The organism is Pseudoalteromonas sp. NS-SX12 (assembly GCF_057367955.1).
In genome coordinates, this window is the sequence record NZ_CM170634.1 from 1,320,202 (window position 1) to 1,340,690 (window position 20,489).

23 protein-coding genes and 1 tRNA gene are annotated in these 20,489 nt (G+C 39.7%); 14 read left to right on the forward strand and 10 right to left on the reverse strand.

Translation table 11 applies throughout. The annotated features are described in order from the left end of the window. The first annotated feature begins 1 nt into the window (after position 1). The 7 genes from AC2IOM_RS06245 (at position 2) to speD (ending at position 7,316) form a co-directional block, all read left to right on the forward strand. Positions 2–1,162, forward strand: a complete 1,161-nt coding sequence (locus AC2IOM_RS06245; RefSeq protein ID WP_486359430.1) for an HDOD domain-containing protein — start codon at positions 2–4, stop codon at positions 1,160–1,162. A 312-nt stretch (positions 1,163–1,474) separates the two neighbouring features. Further along, positions 1,475–2,680, forward strand: coding sequence for an aspartate aminotransferase family protein (locus AC2IOM_RS06250; RefSeq protein WP_100914196.1), 1,206 nt, complete (start codon positions 1,475–1,477; stop codon positions 2,678–2,680). A gap of 60 nt (positions 2,681–2,740) precedes the next feature. Continuing rightward, entirely contained in the window at positions 2,741–3,763 is a 1,023-nt protein-coding gene (astA, locus tag AC2IOM_RS06255; RefSeq protein ID WP_486359431.1) for an arginine N-succinyltransferase, read from the forward strand. Between the two features lie 19 nt (positions 3,764–3,782). Then, entirely contained in the window at positions 3,783–5,249 is a 1,467-nt protein-coding gene (gene astD, locus AC2IOM_RS06260; RefSeq protein WP_100914194.1) for a succinylglutamate-semialdehyde dehydrogenase, read from the forward strand. A 322-nt stretch (positions 5,250–5,571) separates the two neighbouring features. After that, positions 5,572–5,910, forward strand: coding sequence for a DUF3802 family protein (locus tag AC2IOM_RS06265; RefSeq protein ID WP_395388670.1), 339 nt, complete (start codon positions 5,572–5,574; stop codon positions 5,908–5,910). A gap of 91 nt (positions 5,911–6,001) precedes the next feature. Beyond that, a complete protein-coding gene (locus tag AC2IOM_RS06270; protein WP_486359432.1) occupies positions 6,002–6,406 on the forward strand; it encodes an OsmC family protein in 405 nt (134 codons plus the stop codon). Between the two features lie 97 nt (positions 6,407–6,503). Continuing rightward, positions 6,504–7,316 (forward strand): adenosylmethionine decarboxylase, encoded by an 813-nt coding sequence (gene speD, locus AC2IOM_RS06275; protein WP_100914192.1) that lies wholly within the window; start codon positions 6,504–6,506, stop codon positions 7,314–7,316. Between the two features lie 42 nt (positions 7,317–7,358). On the opposite strand, the gene AC2IOM_RS06280 is transcribed toward speD, so the two are convergent. From AC2IOM_RS06280 to cutA, 7 genes are all read right to left on the reverse strand, one after another. Beyond that, the gene (locus tag AC2IOM_RS06280) at positions 7,359–7,511 is read right to left on the reverse strand and encodes a hypothetical protein (RefSeq protein WP_157813512.1); all 153 of its coding nucleotides are present in this window, start codon (positions 7,509–7,511) and stop codon (positions 7,359–7,361) included. Between the two features lie 305 nt (positions 7,512–7,816). Continuing rightward, positions 7,817–7,893 (reverse strand) — tRNA-Ile (locus tag AC2IOM_RS06285). A 193-nt stretch (positions 7,894–8,086) separates the two neighbouring features. Beyond that, positions 8,087–9,427: an acetyl-CoA carboxylase biotin carboxylase subunit gene (accC, locus tag AC2IOM_RS06290; RefSeq protein WP_010562121.1), complete on the reverse strand. Its 1,341-nt coding sequence runs from the start codon at positions 9,425–9,427 to the stop codon at positions 8,087–8,089. A 21-nt stretch (positions 9,428–9,448) separates the two neighbouring features. Beyond that, positions 9,449–9,907 carry an acetyl-CoA carboxylase biotin carboxyl carrier protein gene (gene accB, locus AC2IOM_RS06295; RefSeq protein ID WP_486359433.1) on the reverse strand — a complete coding sequence of 153 codons (459 nt, stop codon included), beginning with the start codon at positions 9,905–9,907 and terminating at the stop codon, positions 9,449–9,451. A gap of 40 nt (positions 9,908–9,947) precedes the next feature. Then, entirely contained in the window at positions 9,948–10,388 is a 441-nt protein-coding gene (aroQ, locus tag AC2IOM_RS06300) for a type II 3-dehydroquinate dehydratase (protein WP_486359434.1), read from the reverse strand. A 192-nt stretch (positions 10,389–10,580) separates the two neighbouring features. Further along, positions 10,581–12,386: a protein-disulfide reductase DsbD gene (locus AC2IOM_RS06305; RefSeq protein WP_486359435.1), complete on the reverse strand. Its 1,806-nt coding sequence runs from the start codon at positions 12,384–12,386 to the stop codon at positions 10,581–10,583. Then, a complete protein-coding gene (gene cutA, locus AC2IOM_RS06310) occupies positions 12,386–12,703 on the reverse strand; it encodes a divalent-cation tolerance protein CutA (protein WP_100914188.1) in 318 nt (105 codons plus the stop codon). The genes AC2IOM_RS06305 and cutA overlap by 1 nt, the downstream gene beginning before the upstream one ends. A gap of 180 nt (positions 12,704–12,883) precedes the next feature. Here cutA and AC2IOM_RS06315 point away from each other — a divergent pair, with 180 nt between their 5' ends. The 4 genes from AC2IOM_RS06315 (at position 12,884) to AC2IOM_RS06330 (ending at position 16,920) form a co-directional block, all read left to right on the forward strand. Further along, positions 12,884–13,387 carry an FxsA family protein gene (locus tag AC2IOM_RS06315; RefSeq protein WP_486359436.1) on the forward strand — a complete coding sequence of 168 codons (504 nt, stop codon included), beginning with the start codon at positions 12,884–12,886 and terminating at the stop codon, positions 13,385–13,387. Between the two features lie 121 nt (positions 13,388–13,508). Then, on the forward strand, positions 13,509–13,796 hold the full coding sequence (locus AC2IOM_RS06320; RefSeq protein WP_010562115.1) for a co-chaperone GroES: 288 nt from the start codon (positions 13,509–13,511) through the stop codon (positions 13,794–13,796). 50 nt (positions 13,797–13,846) lie between these two features. Then, the gene (groL, locus tag AC2IOM_RS06325; RefSeq protein ID WP_010562114.1) at positions 13,847–15,493 is read left to right on the forward strand and encodes a chaperonin GroEL; all 1,647 of its coding nucleotides are present in this window, start codon (positions 13,847–13,849) and stop codon (positions 15,491–15,493) included. 218 nt (positions 15,494–15,711) lie between these two features. Continuing rightward, positions 15,712–16,920: a tyrosine-type recombinase/integrase gene (locus AC2IOM_RS06330; RefSeq protein ID WP_486359437.1), complete on the forward strand. Its 1,209-nt coding sequence runs from the start codon at positions 15,712–15,714 to the stop codon at positions 16,918–16,920. A 7-nt stretch (positions 16,921–16,927) separates the two neighbouring features. Here the strand turns inward: AC2IOM_RS06330 and AC2IOM_RS06335 are convergent, their stop codons facing one another. Next, positions 16,928–17,770 carry a hypothetical protein gene (locus AC2IOM_RS06335; RefSeq protein WP_486359438.1) on the reverse strand — a complete coding sequence of 281 codons (843 nt, stop codon included), beginning with the start codon at positions 17,768–17,770 and terminating at the stop codon, positions 16,928–16,930. A 114-nt stretch (positions 17,771–17,884) separates the two neighbouring features. Here AC2IOM_RS06335 and AC2IOM_RS06340 point away from each other — a divergent pair, with 114 nt between their 5' ends. The 3 genes from AC2IOM_RS06340 to AC2IOM_RS06350 are packed head-to-tail and all read left to right on the forward strand — an operon-like array spanning position 17,885 to position 18,803. Next, positions 17,885–18,073, forward strand: coding sequence for a helix-turn-helix transcriptional regulator (locus tag AC2IOM_RS06340; RefSeq protein WP_486359439.1), 189 nt, complete (start codon positions 17,885–17,887; stop codon positions 18,071–18,073). Next, positions 18,073–18,396 carry a hypothetical protein gene (locus tag AC2IOM_RS06345; RefSeq protein ID WP_486359440.1) on the forward strand — a complete coding sequence of 108 codons (324 nt, stop codon included), beginning with the start codon at positions 18,073–18,075 and terminating at the stop codon, positions 18,394–18,396. The genes AC2IOM_RS06340 and AC2IOM_RS06345 overlap by 1 nt, the downstream gene beginning before the upstream one ends. Then, positions 18,396–18,803 (forward strand): hypothetical protein, encoded by a 408-nt coding sequence (locus tag AC2IOM_RS06350; RefSeq protein WP_486359441.1) that lies wholly within the window; start codon positions 18,396–18,398, stop codon positions 18,801–18,803. Before AC2IOM_RS06345 ends, AC2IOM_RS06350 begins: the two co-directional genes overlap by 1 nt. Before the next feature lie 70 nt (positions 18,804–18,873). Here the strand turns inward: AC2IOM_RS06350 and AC2IOM_RS06355 are convergent, their stop codons facing one another. After that, complete coding sequence (locus AC2IOM_RS06355) at positions 18,874–19,425, reverse strand: hypothetical protein (protein WP_486359442.1); 552 nt, start codon at positions 19,423–19,425, stop codon at positions 18,874–18,876. After that, complete coding sequence (locus AC2IOM_RS06360; RefSeq protein WP_486359443.1) at positions 19,418–20,293, reverse strand: plasmid recombination protein; 876 nt, start codon at positions 20,291–20,293, stop codon at positions 19,418–19,420. The genes AC2IOM_RS06355 and AC2IOM_RS06360 overlap by 8 nt, the downstream gene beginning before the upstream one ends. Between the last annotated feature and the right edge of the window lie 196 nt (positions 20,294–20,489).

Sequence of the window (20,489 nt, forward strand, 5' to 3'; positions counted from 1 at the left end):
CATGAATAAAGCGACAAAGCAAAAATGGCAAGCAGAAATGCTAATTGGTCGATTTCATGACTTATTGTTAGGTCAGCAGTTTGCACAGCAGCAAATTGGTTATATTCATACACTCGATGTTAATTACGGTGAGCCTCTACCGGTACGAAAGCTGTTAGAAGTTGAGCAAGTTGCAGCAAAAGCCCGTGAAAAACAAGACTCTCGTAACCATCAATTTATTGCCGATGTAAATGCTGATCTGCACCAGCAAATCGAAGATGAAATTGATAAGTGCATGGATAATATTGAATACATTTATAAAGAAATTATTCAAATTCAAGACAATATTCCTGCAACCTTGGACATTTTGGCGGTTAAATCAGCCTCGGTTGGCCGTATCGACCCACTTATCACCGATTTACATTGGTTAGGTGAGGAGATCCTTAAGTTTATTAATTTGCCACAATACCGTCCTGAAAAAGACCCAGCTAAAGCGGTAAGAGTCGATAACCCGTCGCTTGCGCTGCGTTATATCGGCCTTGAAAATTTAAAGCTGATTGTACCGACATTCTCATTAAAGCACTGGACACCTCACAGTACCGCGCCATTCCAAATGTTAAAACGCAAGCTATGGGAAACCGGTATGGCTGCGGGAATTGCATCGCGTAGTTTAGCTGAAGAAAAGGGAGAAGATGGCTACAAACCATTCGTACTGGGAATGTTTCATGGTTTAGGAAATATGGCGTTAATTCGTCTCTATCTTCGACTATTTGATGCGCTGTGGGAGAAAAACTCCCGTGAAGCGCGCGAAAATGGTAATAAAGATCGCCATACCGCGCTCTCAGAAATAAAACCTGAAGCCTTATTTTTACGAAACCTGATGGTAGAGAAAGGCGCGCGTTTGTCCTGTAAGTTGATAGAGCATATGAGCTTAAAATACCTTCCTATTGCGCAGGCTATGCATGATATCGCCGAGAATAAGCCATTTGATGAGTGTTTACCGTTAGCGCAAACAGTATTGAAAGGGCGCGCATACAGTTATTATAAGTTTTTACAAAAACATACCTTAATCGAACCCGACGAAGCAAAAGCGCTGTTTACGCATTATCAATTTAGCGGCAAAGAACTCAAATTACTAGCAAGTACCAGCTTGCAGAATCTGCAATTACGCATTGAGCGATAATTATCCTTACTTTTTTCGTAATTTTTTACGCCTATTCATGCAATGTGAATAAATTTCACTAAACAAAGTAATTCACTAGCTTACATAGTGAAGTTTGGTAGAAGATAGGTGTGTTAAACAAAATAGTTATTCATATAACATGAAATATTATCCGAAACCCTTGTATTTAAAGGTGTTAGGGCTATTTTTAAGGAAGACAGTAGGGGAATTTTCTGGAATAATGTCAGTCCGAATTTTGCCCGATTTAGCGGGCTTAGGTAACACAAAAGTGTAATAAAACCTTGTGTACCGAAAAATTAATGAGGAGTTAAAATGACAGTTTCAAGAGCATTATTTGACCAAGTAATGGTACCTAACTATTCGCCATCTGCGGTTATTCCGGTTAAAGGTGAAGGTTCACGAGTATGGGATCAACAAGATAACGAGTATGTCGACTTTGCCGGTGGCATCGCGGTTAACTGCTTAGGTCACTGTCATCCAGCGCTTGTTTCAGCATTGAAAGAGCAAGGTGAAAAATTATGGCACCTTTCAAATGTATGGGCTAATGAGCCAGCACTTCGCCTAGCTGAAAAGCTAACTAAAGCGACATTTGCAGATAAAGTATATTTTGCAAACTCAGGTGCAGAAGCTAACGAAGCTGCACTAAAACTAGCACGTCGTTGGGCACTTGATAATTTTGGTGCTGAAAAATCACAAATTATTTCATTTAATAAAGGTTTCCACGGCCGCACATTCTTCACCGTAACTGTAGGTGGTCAAGCGGCTTACTCGGATGGCTTTGGTCCTAAACCAGGCGACATCGCGCACGCTGACTACAACGATTTAGCATCATTAGAAGCGCTTATCTCAGATAATACCTGTGCAGTAATGCTTGAGCCACTACAAGGCGAAGGTGGTGTTGTAAGCCCAACTAGCGAATTTATGCAAGGTGTACGTGCGCTATGTGATAAGCACAACGCGTTACTTATTTTTGATGAAGTACAAACTGGTGTAGGCCGTACAGGCGATTTATACGCTTACCAGGGCTTAGGTGTAACACCTGACATTTTATCTACAGCGAAAGCGCTAGGTGGTGGTTTCCCAATTGGTGCTATGCTTACAACAACTGAGATTGCTAAACACTTAAAAGTGGGTACGCATGGTTCGACATACGGCGGTAACCCGCTTGCATGTGCAGTAGCTGAAGCGGCATTTGACACCGTTAACACAAAAGAAGTACTTGAAGGTGTAACGGCTAAAGAAGCACTTTTCAAAGAGCTACTTGCAGAAATTAATGCTGAACACAACGTATTTGCAGAAGTACGTGGTAAAGGCTTGCTACTTGGCTTAGCGTTAACTGACGAATACAAAGGTCGCGCAAAAGAGTTTATGACAGCAGGTGTTGAGCACGGTGTGATGGCGCTTGTTGCCGGTGCAGACGTAATTCGCTTTACACCATCATTGGTAATTCCAGAAGCTGATATCCGCGAGGGTATGGCTCGCTTTGCAAAAGCAGTAGCACAGGTTGTTAAAGGCTAAGAGCAAAGACAGAAAAGCGGCATTTGGCTGCTTTTCTTAATTTTAATATAGGGGCTACTAATGATTATCGTTCGTCCGATTAAAAGCTCGGATTATCCAGCTTTAATGAAGATAGCTGAAGATTCAGGTCATGGCTTCACGTCTTTGCCACAAAATGAAGACCTGCTTAAGCGCAAAATCACGCGTTCAGAGCAAAGCTTTAGCAAATCAGTTTCTCATCCTGAGGATGAGGGTTATTTGTTTGTTATGGAAGATTTGGCGACTGGCGAAGTTGTCGGTACATCTGCAATTGAAGCGGCAGTTGGCTTAGATGATGCCTTTTACCATTATCACTTAAGCAAGGTGATCCACTCGTCGCGTGAACTTAATGTTTACAAAGCAGTAGATATTCTTACCTTATGTAATGATTACACTGGTGCAACAGAGCTATGCACTTTGTACCTACAAGATCATTACCGTCAAGGTGGAAATGGTAAGTTATTATCAAAAATGCGCTTTATGTTTATGAATGCGCATGCAGAGCGCTTTGCTAGTAAAGTATTAGCTGAAATGCGCGGTGTATCTGATGAAAACGGCGAAAGCCCGTTTTGGCAATGGTTAGAAGAGCACTTCTTCTCAATGGATTTTCCAACGGCAGACTACCTGACAGGTATTGGCCAGAAAGTGTTTATTGCTGAATTAATGCCAAAATACCCAATTTATGTAAATTTACTTAGTAAAGACGCACAAGCGGTAATTGGTCAGGTGCATGATAAAACCCGTCCAGCAATTGAGTTATTAAAAAGCGAAGGCTTCACGTTTAACGGCTATGTCGATATTTTTGATGCAGGGCCAACGGTAGAAGCAGATATTAGTAATATCAAAACAATCCGCGATTGCCAAAACCGCACTGTGGTAATTGGTGATATGGCACAAGGTTCAGAGGCAAGTTTTATGCTGTCAAACCACAAGTTGGTTGACTTTAGAGCGTTACTATCGACAATGACCTTGGATGCAAACAGCGAGACAGTTACTTTGTCTGCTGAACTTGCAAATGCGCTACATGTTTCAGAAGGTGATGTGATCACTATCGCACCACTTTAAATAGTTAGGAGAAATTGAGATGACTCACGCCGCTCAGTTTATAAATGGCCAGTGGTTAGCTGGTGAAGGAGCTGAATTCAGCTCGTTAAACCCTGCAAAAGGGGAAGTAATTTGGTCAGCAACGGCTGCAACAGCAGGTCAAGTTGACGCAGCAATCAACGCAGCACGCGAAGCGTTTTATAGCTGGACAGATTTAACATTTGAACAGCGTTTAGAGATTGTTAAAAAGTTTGCTGAACAGCTTGCTGAAAATAAAGATGCGCTTGCCAAAGCCATTGCACTTGAAACGGGTAAACCGCTTTGGGAAACAGCAACAGAAGTTGGCGCAATGATCGGCAAAATCGGTATTTCTGAAAAAGCGTATTTAGAGCGCACAGGTACTGTTGAAAACCCGATGCCTCAAGGCCGTGCTGTAATTCGTCATAAAGCACACGGTGTTGTTGCGGTATTTGGTCCTTACAATTTTCCTGGTCACTTGCCTAACGGTCACATTGTTCCTGCATTACTTGCTGGTAACACAGTTATCTTTAAGCCATCAGAACTAACCCCTATGGTTGCCGAGTTAACTCTGCAATTGTGGGAAAAGGCGGGTCTACCTAAAGGTGTAATCAACCTAGTTCAAGGTGAAGTTGAAACAGGTAAAGCGCTAGCATCTCATCGTGGTATTGATGGTTTATTCTTTACTGGTTCATCGCGTACTGGTCATTTAATTCACCAGCAATACGGCGGTCAGCCAGGTAAAATTTTAGCGTTAGAGATGGGTGGTAATAACCCACTAATCGTTAAAGATGTAGCAGACACTAAAGCAGTTGTTCACGATATCATTCAATCAGCGTTTGTATCGAGCGGTCAGCGTTGTACATGTGCACGTAAGTTATTCTTACCTGCAGGTGAACAAGGCGATGTGATTTTGTCACAGCTAATTGAAGCAACTAAAGCAATTAAAGTTGGTTTTTACGACGATGAAGATCAACCGTTTATGGGTTCAATGATCTCAGAAGCCGCTGCTAAATCAATGATGGATGCACAAGCTCAGCTTCAGTCTCTTGGTGGTGAATCACTAATTGAAATGACACATACTGCGGGCACAGGTTTTGTTACACCAGCGATTATTGAGTGTTCAAATATTGCTGATTTCCCTGATGATGAGCATTTCGGTCCATTGCTAAAAGTATTCCGTTACACTGATTTCGATGCAGCAATCGATAAAGGTAACGATACAGACTATGGCCTTTCAGCAGGCTTATTAAGTGATAATGCAGCTGATTACGACCATTTCTTACGTCGTATCAGAGCGGGTATTGTTAACTGGAACCGTCCAATTACCGGCGCTTCAAGTGCCGCACCATTTGGTGGTATTGGCGCATCAGGTAACCACAGAGCAAGTGCATACTATGCAGCTGATTACTGTGCATACCCAGTTGCTTCGGTAGAGCTTGAAAAAGTAGCGATGCCAGCAACATTAAGCCCAGGCATTAAAATTTAGTAATAAGTTTTAACTATAAAAGCAGCGCAAGCTGCTTTTTTTATGTCTATAGTTATTGGAAGAAAGGTGATACCAATTTACTTAAATAGCTCAATTTTTTTGGCGGGTTAGCTGTAGAGCGAGTTGCGCTGAAATTTATTAATGTAGCCTCATTACATTAAAAAGGTTCGCAATGTGAGCATTTGAGTTAATCAGTGTAATAGCTAAAAACATAGTTAGCAGAAGTTGGTATTAGAAGTAATAAAAAAGTGCAGGGTAGTATTTATTTAACTAATCTGCTTAAAATAGTCATATCAAATACACGTAGTAGGTAGATAAATAAATGGTAATTGATCAGCAAGGTTATGATGAGCTTATCATGTACTTAACAGAACACTTATCCTTGTTCGAAAAGCCAGGAGAAGTTCGATCAGGCGCGCCTACAGTAATGGCATTGATTGAAGATGATATTGCTGAGCAAATCATTAATTTTTGCATGCAGCATGAAGACTTAAGTGTTGATGATCGCAGTGTGATTATGCGTGAAGTTGACGGTATTGTGTATGATCTGCAGGAAGTGCTATCGGGCGTTGTTAATCAACCTGTTACGATTGAACAACATGCCTTTATTGATGAGTTTTCAGGGCTCGTTAAAAATTTATTTGATTCAGCTGTTTCCTAGCTATATTCACACTGTTAGTTAGCGCTTTTTATTGCTATCTTGTGTTGCTTACATACAATCGTTTATAGATTAATAAACAAGAGCGTAAACAATGCAAGCAAATGTGAAATGGGTCGACGGAGATACCTTCGTTGGGCTTTCTAACTCGGGCCACAATGTGGTGTTTGATACAGGCAGTGATAGCGCTGCGCCAAGCCCTATGGAAATGGTTTTAATGTCAGCCGGCTGCTGCTCTTCTGTTGATGTTTATAGCATTTTAAATAAAGCAAAACAAAACTTTTCCAACCTTGAAGTAAAGCTCTCTGCAGAGCGTGCAGAAACAACTCCACGAGTTTTTACTAAAATTAATCTACACTTTGTAGTTACTGGTAAAGATGTGTCTGAAAAACATCTTTCACGTGCAATTAGTTTGTCAGCTGAAAAGTACTGTTCAGTAGCACTTATGCTAGATAAAACAGTCGATATTACACACAGTTACGAGATCATTGAAGAATAGCAAAAATAGTACTTTTGCGCGGGGGGATTTTCATATAAAATCCGCCCTCTTCAAAAGCGAAATCGCGATTATTTTATACAATTGAGGGTGGTTTATAGTGCCAAAGCCATTTAAAAAGCTAAAGTTACACGGTTTTAATAACTTAACAAAAAGCCTTAGTTTTAGTATTTATGACGTGTGTTATGCAAAGACACCACAACAACGTAAAGAATACATTGAATACATTGATGAACAGTACAGTGCTGAACGCCTAACCGATATTTTAGGTGAAGTAGTTGATATCATCGGTGCAAATATTCTAAACGTTGCTCGCCAGGACTACGACCCTCAAGGTGCTAGTGTAACTATTCTTATCTCTGAAGAGCCAGTGGCCGATGCGACAGCTCAGCAAGAGGAGCCAGGTCCATTACCAGACTCAGTTGTTGCACACTTAGATAAAAGCCATATTTGTGTACACACATACCCTGAGGAGCATCCTCATGACGGTATTTGTACTTTCCGAGCGGATATTGAAGTATCAACCTGTGGTGTTATCTCACCACTTAAAGCGTTGAACTTCTTAATTCACTCATTAGAGTCTGATGTTGTGACGATTGATTATCGTGTGCGCGGCTTTACGCGTGACGTAGATGGCAAAAAGCACTATATTGATCATGATATTCATTCAATTCAGAACTTTATGACTGAAGACACGCAAGACGCGTATCAAATGATTGACGTGAATGTATACCAAGAAAACCTGTTCCATACCAAAATGATGCTTAAAGAAACCGACTTAAATGCGTATTTATTCGGTATTACAACAGATGATTTATCTGAAGATGAGCAGCAGGAAATTCGCCACAAGCTTTCACGCGAAATGCATGAAATATTTTATGGTAGAAATTACCCAGCAGATTCTGCATTTTAAAAAAGGCGCTTAAAGCGCCTTTTTTATTCCAATAATCCAGTATTACTCTGGTGGCTTAGTTGGTCTTTGAGGTTTATCTTTTGGATTTGACGCCATAATTTCCGCACCACCAACATCTGAAAGTATTGCGCCTGTATCCATAGCAATGCCACTTGCTTGTAACTGCAGTGTGAAATATAGAATTAAGCTGATCATTCCGCATCCTTATTATAAATTCTGTTCTAAATGTTTGCTGCTACCCAAAAAGAGTACTTAGTTGTTATCTAAGTAAATTTATACTTGCTCATTTTTTGTTCTGCGTCCACATCTTAATCATCTGAAATATAAACAAATGTAAACAGGTTGTTATTTTTATTGCCGGATTGAAGTGGTTGATAGCCGTAGTTAAATATTTCTACTAAGCAGATAAAAATGATTTGAAAACACAAATAGCTAGACGATTTACAGCATTAGGGTGCGAATATTTGAGAGTATTTTTGCGTTTTGGAACAATAATAAAATGGTGGCCCCACCTGGACTCGAACCAGGGACCTAACGATTATGAGTCGTGTGCTCTAACCAACTGAGCTATAGGGCCATTTAAGACGCGTTAGTTATAGTTATGTAATAACTAAGCGGTGAGAAGTATAAGAACTTTTAATTGCCTTGTCACTAGCCAATAGGGTAAAAAATGTATTTTATTAATCAATTGATTATTAAATGTTCGCAACTGTACAAGTCAAAATTAGAGAAATAAAAAAGCCAGCAACTGCTGGCTTTTTTCTAAGGATTTACAACCCTAATTTCTTCTCTAAATAGTGGATGTTTGTGCCACCATTATGGAAGTTTTCATCAGCAAGAATTTTCTTGTGAAGCGGGGTGTTGGTTTTTATACCATCAATTACAAGCTCGTTCAGTGCGTTTTTAGCACGTGAAATCGCTACGTCACGGTTTTCACCGTAAGTGATAAGCTTACCAATCATTGAATCGTAATGCGGTGGTACTGAGTAATCAGCGTAAATGTGGCTGTCCCAGCGAATACCTAAACCGCCAGCAGGGTGGAATCGTGTGATTTTACCTGGTGATGGAATAAAGGTTTCAGGGTCTTCCGCATTGATACGGCATTCAATCGCATGGCCGCGAATAACAATATCATCTTGAGTAATTGATAATGGTTGGCCAGCTGCAATTTTTAGCTGTTCTTTGATCAGATCGATGCCAGTAACCATTTCAGTTACTGGGTGCTCTACCTGAATACGTGTATTCATTTCAATAAAGTAGAACTCACCATTTTCGTATAAGAACTCAAATGTACCTGCACCGCGGTAGCCAATTTCAACACATGCACGTGTACAGCGTTCACCAATGTTTTTACGCATTTCTGCTGTAATACCTGGCGCAGGTGCTTCTTCTACCACTTTTTGGTGGCGACGTTGCATTGAACAATCACGCTCACCTAAGTGAACCGCATTGCCTTGGCCGTCAGCAAGAACTTGAATTTCAATGTGACGTGGGTTTTCAAGGAATTTCTCCATGTAAACAACGCCATTATTGAAGAATTGCTTCGCTTCTGTTTGCGTTAATGCAATTGAATCGATTAGCTCTTCTTCGCTACGCACTACACGCATACCACGACCACCGCCGCCGCCAGCTGCCTTGATGATTACTGGGTAACCAATGCGTTTTGCGATTTGCTTGTTGCGCTCGCTGTCGTCTGTAAGTGGACCATCAGAACCTGGAACACAAGGAACGCCGGCTTTACGCATAGCGTCGATTGCTGAAACCTTGTCACCCATCATGCGAATAGTGTCGCCTTTCGGGCCAATGAAAATAAAACCACTTTGCTCTACTTGATCAGCAAAGTCGGCATTTTCTGATAGGAAACCGTAACCTGGGTGAATTGCTACAGCGTCAGTTACTTCTGCCGCCGCAATGATACGTGTTGTATCTAAATAGCTTTCAGATGCAGGTGGCTTACCAATACAAATGGTTTCATCTGCAAGTAAAACGTGTTTTAGGTCTTTGTCTGCAGTTGAGTGCACAGCAACAGTTTTTATACCGAGCTCTTTACATGCACGCAGCACACGCAGGGCGATTTCGCCGCGGTTTGCAATTACAACTTTATCTAACATAAGGGTTGCCTTCTGCGTGTGTTATTCGATTACAAATAGAGGTTGGTCGAACTCAACAGCATCTTCGTTATCTACTAAGATCGCTTTAACAACACCCGCTTTATCAGATTCAATTTGGTTCATCATCTTCATTGCTTCTACGATACATAATGTGTCGCCAACACTTACTGTGTCGCCAACTTCTACGTATGATGCCGCTTCAGGTGAAGATGCGCGGTAGAATGTACCTACCATTGGTGATTTAACTTGATGGCCTGAAACAACAGCAGGTGCTGCTGATTCTTCAGTTGCAACAGGTGCCGCTGCCGGAGCTACTACTGGCGCAGCAGCAGGAGCCGCAGCGTAATGAACTGGAGCAGCCATTGGTGCAGAGCTATGACGATTAATACGTACCGACTCTTCACCTTCCGTGATTTCTAATTCAGCAATACCTGATTCTTCAACAAGTTCAATAAGCTTTTTGATTTTGCGAATATCCATTCTAACGACCCGCCTTATAATATTTTATTTAAATGTGTGTTTAGCGATCGGCCAAGATAGCGTCTAATGCCATTTTGTAACCGTTCGCACCAAATCCGCAAAGAACGCCTTTTGCAACATCACTAAAGTAGGAGTGATGGCGAAACGCTTCTCTTTGATAAATATTTGTCAGATGTACCTCAACAAAAGGAATCGCTACACTGAGTAATGCGTCGCGCAGTGCTACGCTGGTATGCGTAAATGCGGCAGGGTTAATAATAATAAAATCAACCTGCTCAAATGCTGAATGAATCGTCGAGATTAATTCGGCTTCGCTATTACTTTGAAAGTGCGTCAGTGCCACGTTGTTTGAATCTGCGTACTGAGTTAAGTGTTGCATTATTTCAGCTAATGTTTGCGCACCGTATATTTCAGGTTCGCGTTTGCTCAACATGTTTAAATTTGGGCCATTTAATACTAAAACTCGTAAACGTGCAGTCATCTTTCGTGAACTTCCTATTAAATCATTGAGGTTTGCTATTTTTTGTAAATTCCACGTTTAACTTAAGGTTTGTCGTGGTAAATAGCAAGTTTTTCTCACGATGGCGTATTATTATAGAGAGTTCGCAGAATATAGCAGCAAAATACTGGTCTAATCAGCAGGGGGGATGGTTTGCTGATTAGACCGGGGTAGTTAGAATTTATTAGAAAGGGCGCTTAAGTGGGCTGAAAATTCATCAGCATTTTGAAAACCAGTAACGCGATGGTCAGGTAACTCTTTGCCTTGACGGTCAAAGAATAAAATTGTTGGCAAGCCGAATACATCAAAGCGTTCCATAAAGGCGATAGTGGTATCATTTGATTCAGTTAAATCAGCTTGAATTAATACATAGTCTTTAAACGCTGCTTGCACGTCAGCATCTGGGAAAGTGTACTTTTCGAACTCTTTACAAGCAACACACCAGTCAGCGTATAAATCAAACATCACAAGCTTTCCTTGTGCTGCTGCTTTAGTCACTTCTGTATCCAGCTCTTCTAAGTTAGTAACGTGAATAAACTGGCCGTGTACATCCGCAGATGTGTTTGCTGTTACTTTCGCAGAGTCTGATGGCCAAATTTGTTGACTAATTGACGTAAGTGCACTAAACACCATTACAAACGAAACTAACCAGAGCGCAGTTTTGCCTTTGTTATTTGTAGTAAGAGTATGCCAGTAATAAAGGTAAACCCCAGTTACTAATAATAAGCCTGAACCAATCATTACAATAATATGCCAAGGTACGATGCGCTCTAATAAAATCAGCGGTACCATTAGCATAATAAAGCCGAATAAGGTTTTTACTTGCTCCATCCAAGCGCCTGCTTTTGGTAATAACTTACCGCCAGAGGTACCTAATAACAGAAGTGGAATACCCATACCAAGGCTTAGCACATACAGCGTAATGCCACCGACAAAGTAGTCGCCACTTTGTGCAACATATAATAACGCAGCAGATAATGGCGCTGTAGTGCATGGCGAGGCGATTAAACCAGACAATACACCCATCATAAATACGCCAAGGTAGTTGCCCGATTTTTGGTTATTCGATAATTGCGTTAAGCGCGTCATCCAACTTTCTGGCAATTTGAATTCATATAAGCCAAACATTGAAAGTGCTAACAACACAAACAAAATACTAAAGCTAATCAGTACTGCAGGGTGCTGAATATATCCTTGTACTTGCCCGCCAAGTGATGCTACCACTAAACCAAGCAGCGCATAGGTAATCGCCATACCTTGCACATAGACAAATGATAAGGTGAACGCGCGTTTAGTTGATAACCCTTGTTGGCCTGCAATTAAGCTTGAAAGAATAGGGAACATTGGGAATACGCACGGTGTAAAGGCCAGTGTTAAACCCAATGCAAAAAAGATGGCTAAATTAGTTAGTAAGCTTTGCTGGTTTAACTTGTCTGTAAGTGATAACTCACTGTTAGATTCATTTGAAGGCGTTACTGGTGCTTCTGAAATACTATCGTTTGTAGTTTTGTCAGCTGATGAGCTTTGGAAAGCCGTTAGTGGAATTTCCACAATGACAGGTTGATAACACAGCCCCGCTTCTGCACAGCCTTGGTAGCGTACTTTTACGTAAGCACCCTCTATTACATTATCGAGTTTAGAGACTGTAGTGAGCTCATTAAAATACACTTGCGTTTTACCAAAGTACTCATCTTCGTGGTCATTACCTTTAGGTAATTTTGGCAGTGTTAACTCAGCACCTTTGGCAACAAATTCTAGCTTTTCTTTATAAAGGTAATAACCATCAGCAATATCCCAGCCTATAAATAAGGTTGAGCCTTGCTGATCAAAATCGATTTTAAATGCTTCATCGACCTTTAAAAACTGAGGTTGACTGGTTTTTATAAGATCATTAAAGGTGGTATTGGCGTTTGCCGGTTGACCTAAAAAGGCAAAAAGCGTGTTTAATAACAACACACAGCCAAAAGTTATAAAGCGCATTACGCGAGTACCTCATCTATCCAACTAAAATATTCGTCATTGCCATCAGTGATGTTAATCACTTGAATTTCAGGCACATCATACGGGTGGATCTGTTTTAATGTGTCGATTAATACGTGAGTTTTTGCCGCTTGGGTTTTTATAAACAGCTTAATTTCCGTATCGTGTGCCATTTTACCTTGCCACATGTAAAAAGATTCAACTTGCGGTAAGACATTTACACAGGCAGCAAGTTTCTTTGTGAGCAGTGTTTTTGCAATGGCATGTGCGTCATCTTTTGTTGCACACGTTGTTAGTACTAATTGATAATTAGCCATACTGAACCTTCAGAAAATGTGTAAGTCTCACATTTTATACATTAAATATCATGAATGATCATTAAAACAGGGTGATTAGATAACAGCGAAAAGAGTGATTCTTTAAGCTGTATTTTTCCTAAGCTTGAATTAAGACCAGAAAACCCCAATATTCATTTCATCTATTTTTAAGGAAGCGCTATGTTTAAAGCCTTATTTTTTCTTTTTATTGTTATCCCGATTATTGAAATAGCTCTACTTATTCAGGTAAGCGAAGTGATTGGTGGTTGGAGTACCATTGCGCTTGTTATTGTAACTGCTTTTGTCGGTGCTAAATTAGTAAAGCAACAGGGAACAGATGCGCTGAAAAACGTGCAAGTTCAAATGGCGCAAGGGCAAATGCCGGCAGAAGAGTTGTTTGCAGGTTTATGTGTGATTATTGCCGGTGTGTTGTTATTAACCCCAGGTATTATGACCGACGTCATTGGCTTTTTGTTACTAACCCCAGTTGTGCGTAAGCGTCTTGCAGCTAATTTAATGTCGCAAGCTAAGGTGAAAATGACCAATCCACAGCAAGGTGGTGGCTTTTATTATTCATCTTTCACACACACTCAGTCACCTGAGCGTGAGCAATTTACTGAAACACATATTCAATCAAATAAACCGTCTAATACATTAGAGGGTGAGTTTGAGCGAAAAGACTAAAAAATTTGCAATAAACCCCTTGGGATCTATTTTTTAATCCCCATAAATTGCATAACTAACTTTTTTGGGCCTTTAGGCCTTATTTCTGAGATAGAAAATTAAATCAGGAGAAAAACCCATAATGAACATTCGTCCATTACATGATCGCGTTATCGTAAAGCGTCTTGAAGAAGAAACTAAATCAGCAGGCGGTATCGTACTTACAGGTTCGGCTGCCGAAAAATCTTCACGTGGTGAAGTTGTTGCAGCGGGCAATGGCCGCGTGTTAGAGAACGGCGAAGTGCGTGCACTAGAAGTTAAGGCTGGTGACACAGTACTTTTCGGCTCTTACGTAGAAAAAACTGAGAAAATCGACGGTCAAGAATACTTGATCATGCGTGAAGACAATATCTTAGGTATTGTTGGTTAATTTTTCGTTTTTAAATTATCGGTTTTAACAGAATTTTAAGGAATTAAATCATGGCAGCAAAAGACGTACGTTTTGCAGGTGATGCTCGCGCTAAAATGCTAGCGGGTGTAAATGTATTAGCAGATGCAGTTAAAGTTACACTTGGTCCAAAAGGCCGTAACGTTGTTTTAGACAAGTCATTCGGCTCACCAGTAATCACTAAAGATGGTGTATCAGTTGCGAAAGAAATCGAGCTTGAAGACAAGTTCGAAAACATGGGTGCACAAATGGTTAAAGAAGTTGCATCTAAAGCAAACGATGCAGCGGGTGACGGTACAACGACAGCAACTGTACTTGCACAATCAATCGTAAACGAAGGTCTTAAATCAGTAGCTGCGGGTATGAACCCAATGGACCTTAAGCGCGGTATTGATAAAGCAGTTGCAGCAGCGGTAGAAGAGCTTAAAGCACTATCTGTTCCATGCGCAGACACAAAAGCAATTGCACAAGTTGGTACTATTTCAGCTAACTCAGACACAGAAATCGGTGACATCATTGCAAATGCAATGGAGCGCGTTGGTCGTGAGTCAGGTGTTATCACTGTTGAAGACGGTCAAGCACTTGAAAACGAACTAGACGTTGTTGAAGGTATGCAGTTTGACCGCGGTTACTTATCGCCTTACTTCATCAACAATGCTGAGAAAGGTGTAGTTGAACTAGATAGCCCATTTATTCTACTTGTAGACAAAAAAGTATCTAATATTCGTGAGCTTCTACCAACACTTGAAGCTGTTGCAAAAGCAAGCAAGCCGCTACTTATTATTGCTGAAGACCTAGAAGGCGAAGCACTAGCAACATTAGTTGTTAACAACATGCGCGGTATCGTGAAAGTTGCAGCGGTTAAAGCACCTGGTTTTGGCGACCGTCGTAAAGCAATGTTACAAGACATCGCAATTCTAACTGGCGGTACAGTAATCTCTGAAGAGGTGGGTCTTGACCTAGAAAAAGCACAGCTTGAAGATTTAGGTTCAGCGAAGCGCGTTGTTATCACTAAAGATGATACAACAATTATCGATGGTGTTGGTGAGCAAGGCGCAATTGATGCACGTGTTAACCAAATCAAAGCACAAATCGAAGAAGCAACGTCAGACTACGACAAAGAAAAGCTACAAGAGCGCCAAGCTAAACTAGCTGGTGGTGTTGCAGTAATCAAAGTAGGTGCTGCTACTGAAGTTGAAATGAAAGAGAAGAAAGACCGCGTTGAAGATGCGTTACATGCAACGCGCGCAGCGGTTGAAGAAGGTGTAGTACCAGGTGGTGGTGTTGCTCTAGTACGTGTTGCTAGCAAAATCGAAAGCCTAACAGGTGACAACGAAGACCAAAACCACGGTATTAAAGTTGCTCTACGTGCAATGGAAGCACCACTTCGTCAAATCGTTTCTAACGCAGGTGATGAAGCATCAGTAGTTGTTAACGCAGTAAAAGCAGGTGAAGGTAACTACGGTTATAACGCTGCAACTGGCGAATACAGCGATATGCTAGAAATGGGTATTCTTGACCCAACAAAAGTAACGCGTTCAGCATTACAATTCGCAGCATCAATTGCTGGTCTTATGATCACTACAGAAGCTATGGTTGCTGAAATCCCTCAAGATGCGCCAGCTGCACCAGATATGGGCGGTATGGGTGGCATGGGTGGCATGGGCGGCATGATGTAAACCTCCCACACTCATTTCAAGTAAATTCACTTGAATACAGAAAATCAATTAAAGCCCCGAAATTCGGGGCTTTTTTGTATGGGTTGATTTCAATTTGTTTCAAATTAATTCATTCAATTTCAATTTTCTAGGGTACAGATTAGGGTAATTATAAATTGATAATGTCAGAAAAATGATATAAAAATAATTTAATACCCTAATTTAAACCCTTATTAAAAATGGAAAAAATTCTTAAAGACTCGAAAATAGCCAGTGAAACATGCCCTGAGGGTCGGAATCAAACCAAACTTTACGATGGTAATGGTTTGTATTTGTTGATAAAAAGTAGTGGCTCCAAACTCTGGAGATACCGATATCAGTTTCAGGGGAAGGGAAACGAAATAGCGTTAGGTAAATACCCTACAGTTAGCCTGCATGATGCTAGAGAAAAGGCTGATGTGCAGCGAAAGCTTGTTGCTGCTGGAAAGGATCCTGCGGTTATCAGAAAGTCTGAGAAGGCCGCAATAAACCTTGGTGATAGAACATTTGGCACGGTCGCTTTAAGTTGGTGGGAACAACGCAAAGATAAGTGGAGTAAGGATTATGCTAAAAAGGTCAAACGCTGGATTACCAAAGATTGCAAAATCTTGTTGCCACTTAATGTCAATGAAATTGATGAAGGACATATAACAGAATTAATGATATCAATAGAGTCTTCCGGAAATATTAAAAAAGCACCGGTAGTTTTGTCTATTGTTCGTAGGGTTTTTGGCCGTGCTTTAGCGTTAAGGTTTACAAAACGCAACCCAGCCCAAGGCTTTCCATTGATGGATGTTATATCTCCACTTCCTGCGGTGAAGTCTTTTGCTGCTATTTTAGAGCCTAAATCTTTAGGTAAATTGATATTTGACATTGATACATCTGAGTCAGGTACGTACTGTACTGTTGAGGCACTGAAATTACTACCAAGAGTATTTTTGAGGCCGAATGAGTTGCGAAATTTACGATGGGATTATGTCGACTTTAAAGAAAAGCTCATTAGAATCCCTGCTGAAACGATGAAAAGTAAACGAGATCATTTGGTTCCATTATCAACACAAGTCATTTTACAGTTGAATGAATTGAATAAAGTAACTGGGTATTCACCCTATATATTTCCTAACAGTCAAAATAGTGATAAACCAATTAGTAAAAATGTATTGACGAACAGACTCAAAGCTCTAGGGTATAGCGGAGATATAATGACTGCACACGGATTTAGAAGTACGGCATCAACAATTCTTAATGAAAAAGACTGGGATGATATCGTGGTTGAAATGCAATTAGCTCACCTTACAGGAACGGTAACATCTAGAACCTATAACAGAGCAAAATATTTATCTCAACGTAGAGCAATGATGCAATATTGGGCGGATCACTTAGAAGAGTTAAAGTCAGGGTATTTGTAAACTAGTTTTAGTTAGCTGTCGCAATAAATTTGTTATACCAATCAGATGCAGACTTAATACATGGTACTTCTAACCACAATTGACTTGGAATACCCATATTTAATTCAAAGTTATATAGGGCTTCAATTTGTGATTTAGCAAAAAAGATTTTAGCTAAATTATGATATCTATCATTGTCAGTTAAAAACCTAGCTCTGAATATTTCATAAGCAATATTAATATATAAATTTTCAATTTCAGCTATTGGAAAGCCTAGAAAAAAAGAGTCTATATTTGGCAGATAAGAACCCATAGCTCTAAACTCATCTAACCAATTGTCTGCCTCAATTGACTCTATTTCTTCATCTGTAATACTAATACGTTGATATTTAGGGGAAGGGGGCTCGTTTTCGCTTAAGTTAAATCCAATAAGCTCGTCTTTATAAAAGTCAGTACCTTCTGATTTTTCTAATGCAATTAGTAAGTTATCCTTAAATATTTCTATAGCTAGATCAGGAGTTTCTGCCGACATTATATTGAACATACCTTGTGCTCCATCGGTGTAAAAGAAAGCACTTCCCGGCACTAACTTTTCAACTTGGTAGACAAAATCCATTGTTGGAGATCTTTTTCCAAAAAAGTAATCACGCCATTTTCTTAGATCTGTATTAAGCAACAGTTTCCTTGCTTCATTTTCAATTTTTGAGCCTTCATAGATACCTACAATTTCATCTACCTTCAAAACTTGCTTGTTTAATACCGCTCTTTTAGAGCGATAATTTGTTAATTCTTGAGGGCTTTGGACTCCCCATTTTTTGAATAAAAAACGACACCAAAACGCTGTTTTAAGCCGATCAACTTCAGTTGCCATACCACATCTCAGTTAAAAAAAATAGTCCCATGTACCAGCCAATTTTGATGGCTTATACAGCAACATTTTCTCACGTTAATTTATACCCGTAAATTAAATCAAGAGGAATTATCAATGGAAAACAAATTAGTATTAAACTTCAATGATCTAGAGCTAATTCTAGGTAAAAGCAAGGTGACAATTTGGAGGTACATTCAGGCAGGTGTATTGCCTAAGCCCATGAAGAAAGGGAGATTATTTATTGGTTGGCGCAAAGAAACAATAGAAGCTTGGTTAGATGAATGTGAAAAGGAGGCTGCGTAATGAATAATCAGATTTCGCGACTAAATAAAATTTATAAAATTACGGTTAATGAATTGAAAAATTGTCTATCGGATGAAGAGTTAGCATTCATCGGAACACGATTTTTCCTTTTCGAAATTGCAAACGATTCTCTTTTTTCAAACAACCAAATAATTGAAATACTTACAGCATTCAAAGAAATTACTTTTGATGAATTCAGTCTACATGATGTTTTTAAGCATGACGTTCGAATAGTATTTCAAGCATTTGAGTTATCTAAAGATTTGAATAATTCAGGACTTCAGTCTCTTAAAGATCAAGCTAAATCAAAAGAGGTGAAGTAATGAGACAAATCAGCATTACTCAGGACAATGCTTACTTAATCGATCAGTATTTCGCTCAATTGCAAGCTGGGTGCAAAGTAAGAACACTGAGCTATAAAGATTTAGAAGCAGCATCGCACATTGCCGAATCAATATTAGAGCGACTACTACGAAAGCAAAATCGGCAGAATATTTTGGCCTTGGTAAAACCTAAGTACATGGCATTTAAGCCCGAGTACCGAGGTGTTCCCCAGCATACTCAATGTTATATTAAGCGTGGCAAAAAGCATTGGTATTTATCTAGCATTATGCGAACAAAAGCTGATCGTGGTGGTAGTTGTAAAGTTGAGATCGTTAAAGATTCACTCGCTAATAAACACATTGATATTGTGAAGTTTGTGACAAAAGACTTAACTAGCGATTCTTAATAAACAATCCCCTGCTACCGCAGGCAGTACTATCTATATAGTGGTTAGCTCGATAGCTAGCCACTATAGTTTAATATTCATCATCAAATATTATATCAAGCTGCTTTTGCTTAATGCTCTTTAACAACTTAGTTTGATCGCTAATTTCGAAATTTTTTATATCTTGAAATTTTTTTAATTGAGGTAATTCTGTCTGGAGATCCTTAATAAATCTTTTTAAGTGTTCGTCAAGTAACGAAGCAGCTCTTTTAGAGTCATCAGAATGCGAAAAAATAAATAAAAGTAACTTAAGCAAGTGTGTGATTGAACGATGGTAGCCAACAATTAAACTTCCAACTTTTATTGACGACAATTTAGAAATGAAATTCGGGTATTCCAACTCGTTTAAGTTAGAGTTTATATGTCCATATTCTGCTTTTAATTGCCTTATAAACTTATCGATAAGGATAATAGAATTATTCAGATCATCAAGATCACTGATTGATGCTATTTGCTTTTGAATTATTGCGTTGACTTGCATAAAAAGTTGATAGCTTAAAGACTTTGTGTTGCTTGGTTGATGTTCAGTAAAAAGCATCGCGTATAACTCAAGTTGTGATTCAAGTTCAGTTAAATTAATCATGAGAATTAAGCTCCTTATCTTGAGACAAAGGCATACTACTTTTAAAAATACTTGGAGGGAGAAACTCTCTTAGCATCACCTTTGCTTTCTTTAGCTTGTTTTTTAGAGAGCCTATTAACTCATTTTGTGTGTTAAAAATTTTAGCTAGCAAGGCTGCATAATTTCGTTGAGCATACCACTCCGCTCGACTTAATCTACGTCGTTTAGGCCCAAATCTGAGCTGTCCATGTTTTAAGCTTACTGAAGCATAATAGTTATCTTGAAAAGTACGCATAGCAGACTTGTAGGCGTAATCTTTGGTGCTCTTTTTGGTGCTTTTACACGCTCTCTGGGCTTCAAGGCCGGGATGAAACGACGTTAAGTTAATACTACCGTCATCATTTAGCTTAGGCGTCGCTCCGAAATGCAGATGAATCCAGCGCTCGTCCAAATGGGCTTCGAGAGATACGAAGCTATCACCAAGTTGATCTTTTAAAAATTTTTTTGTGTCATTAACCCACAATTGAACTTCACGTGAGTGCCAATTTTCAAGAGTAGACTCAACCTTAATCGAGGCAACTCCAAACCCTATTATTTGCGCATCTTTTCGAATTTTCCTACCTAAACGGTCTTTACTGTTTGCAGCTAGCAACTTTGCCTTTTCCAAAGCTTCAAGAGGCTTTACACCATAAAGTAATATTGGCTCTTGGGGGCTTGTTATGTGCGGATATGAGTTTTCTGTACGTTGACACTCTCGTGCAACCGCTTCCGCGGAAGGTCTCTTACTGTTCTTCCTAGGAACATCAGCGTATGTTTCAAAATGTATGAATTGATAGCTATTTTGCATTTTATCACCTTGGATAGTTAAAAATTTATTTTTGATATCCATGATGCTGAAGGCAGATTATCTCTTTTCTCCAGTCCTGCAAGGCCGACGTTTATGTTTGCGAAGCAAAAATACATAAACCTAGTCGGTCACTAGCTTTATTGAATACTGTACATGTAACCAGTATTAGTGTCAAGGTGAATTTATTGTGCGTTTTCGTACAACATTGATTTTTATGATTATTTTTTTGTTTTATGTT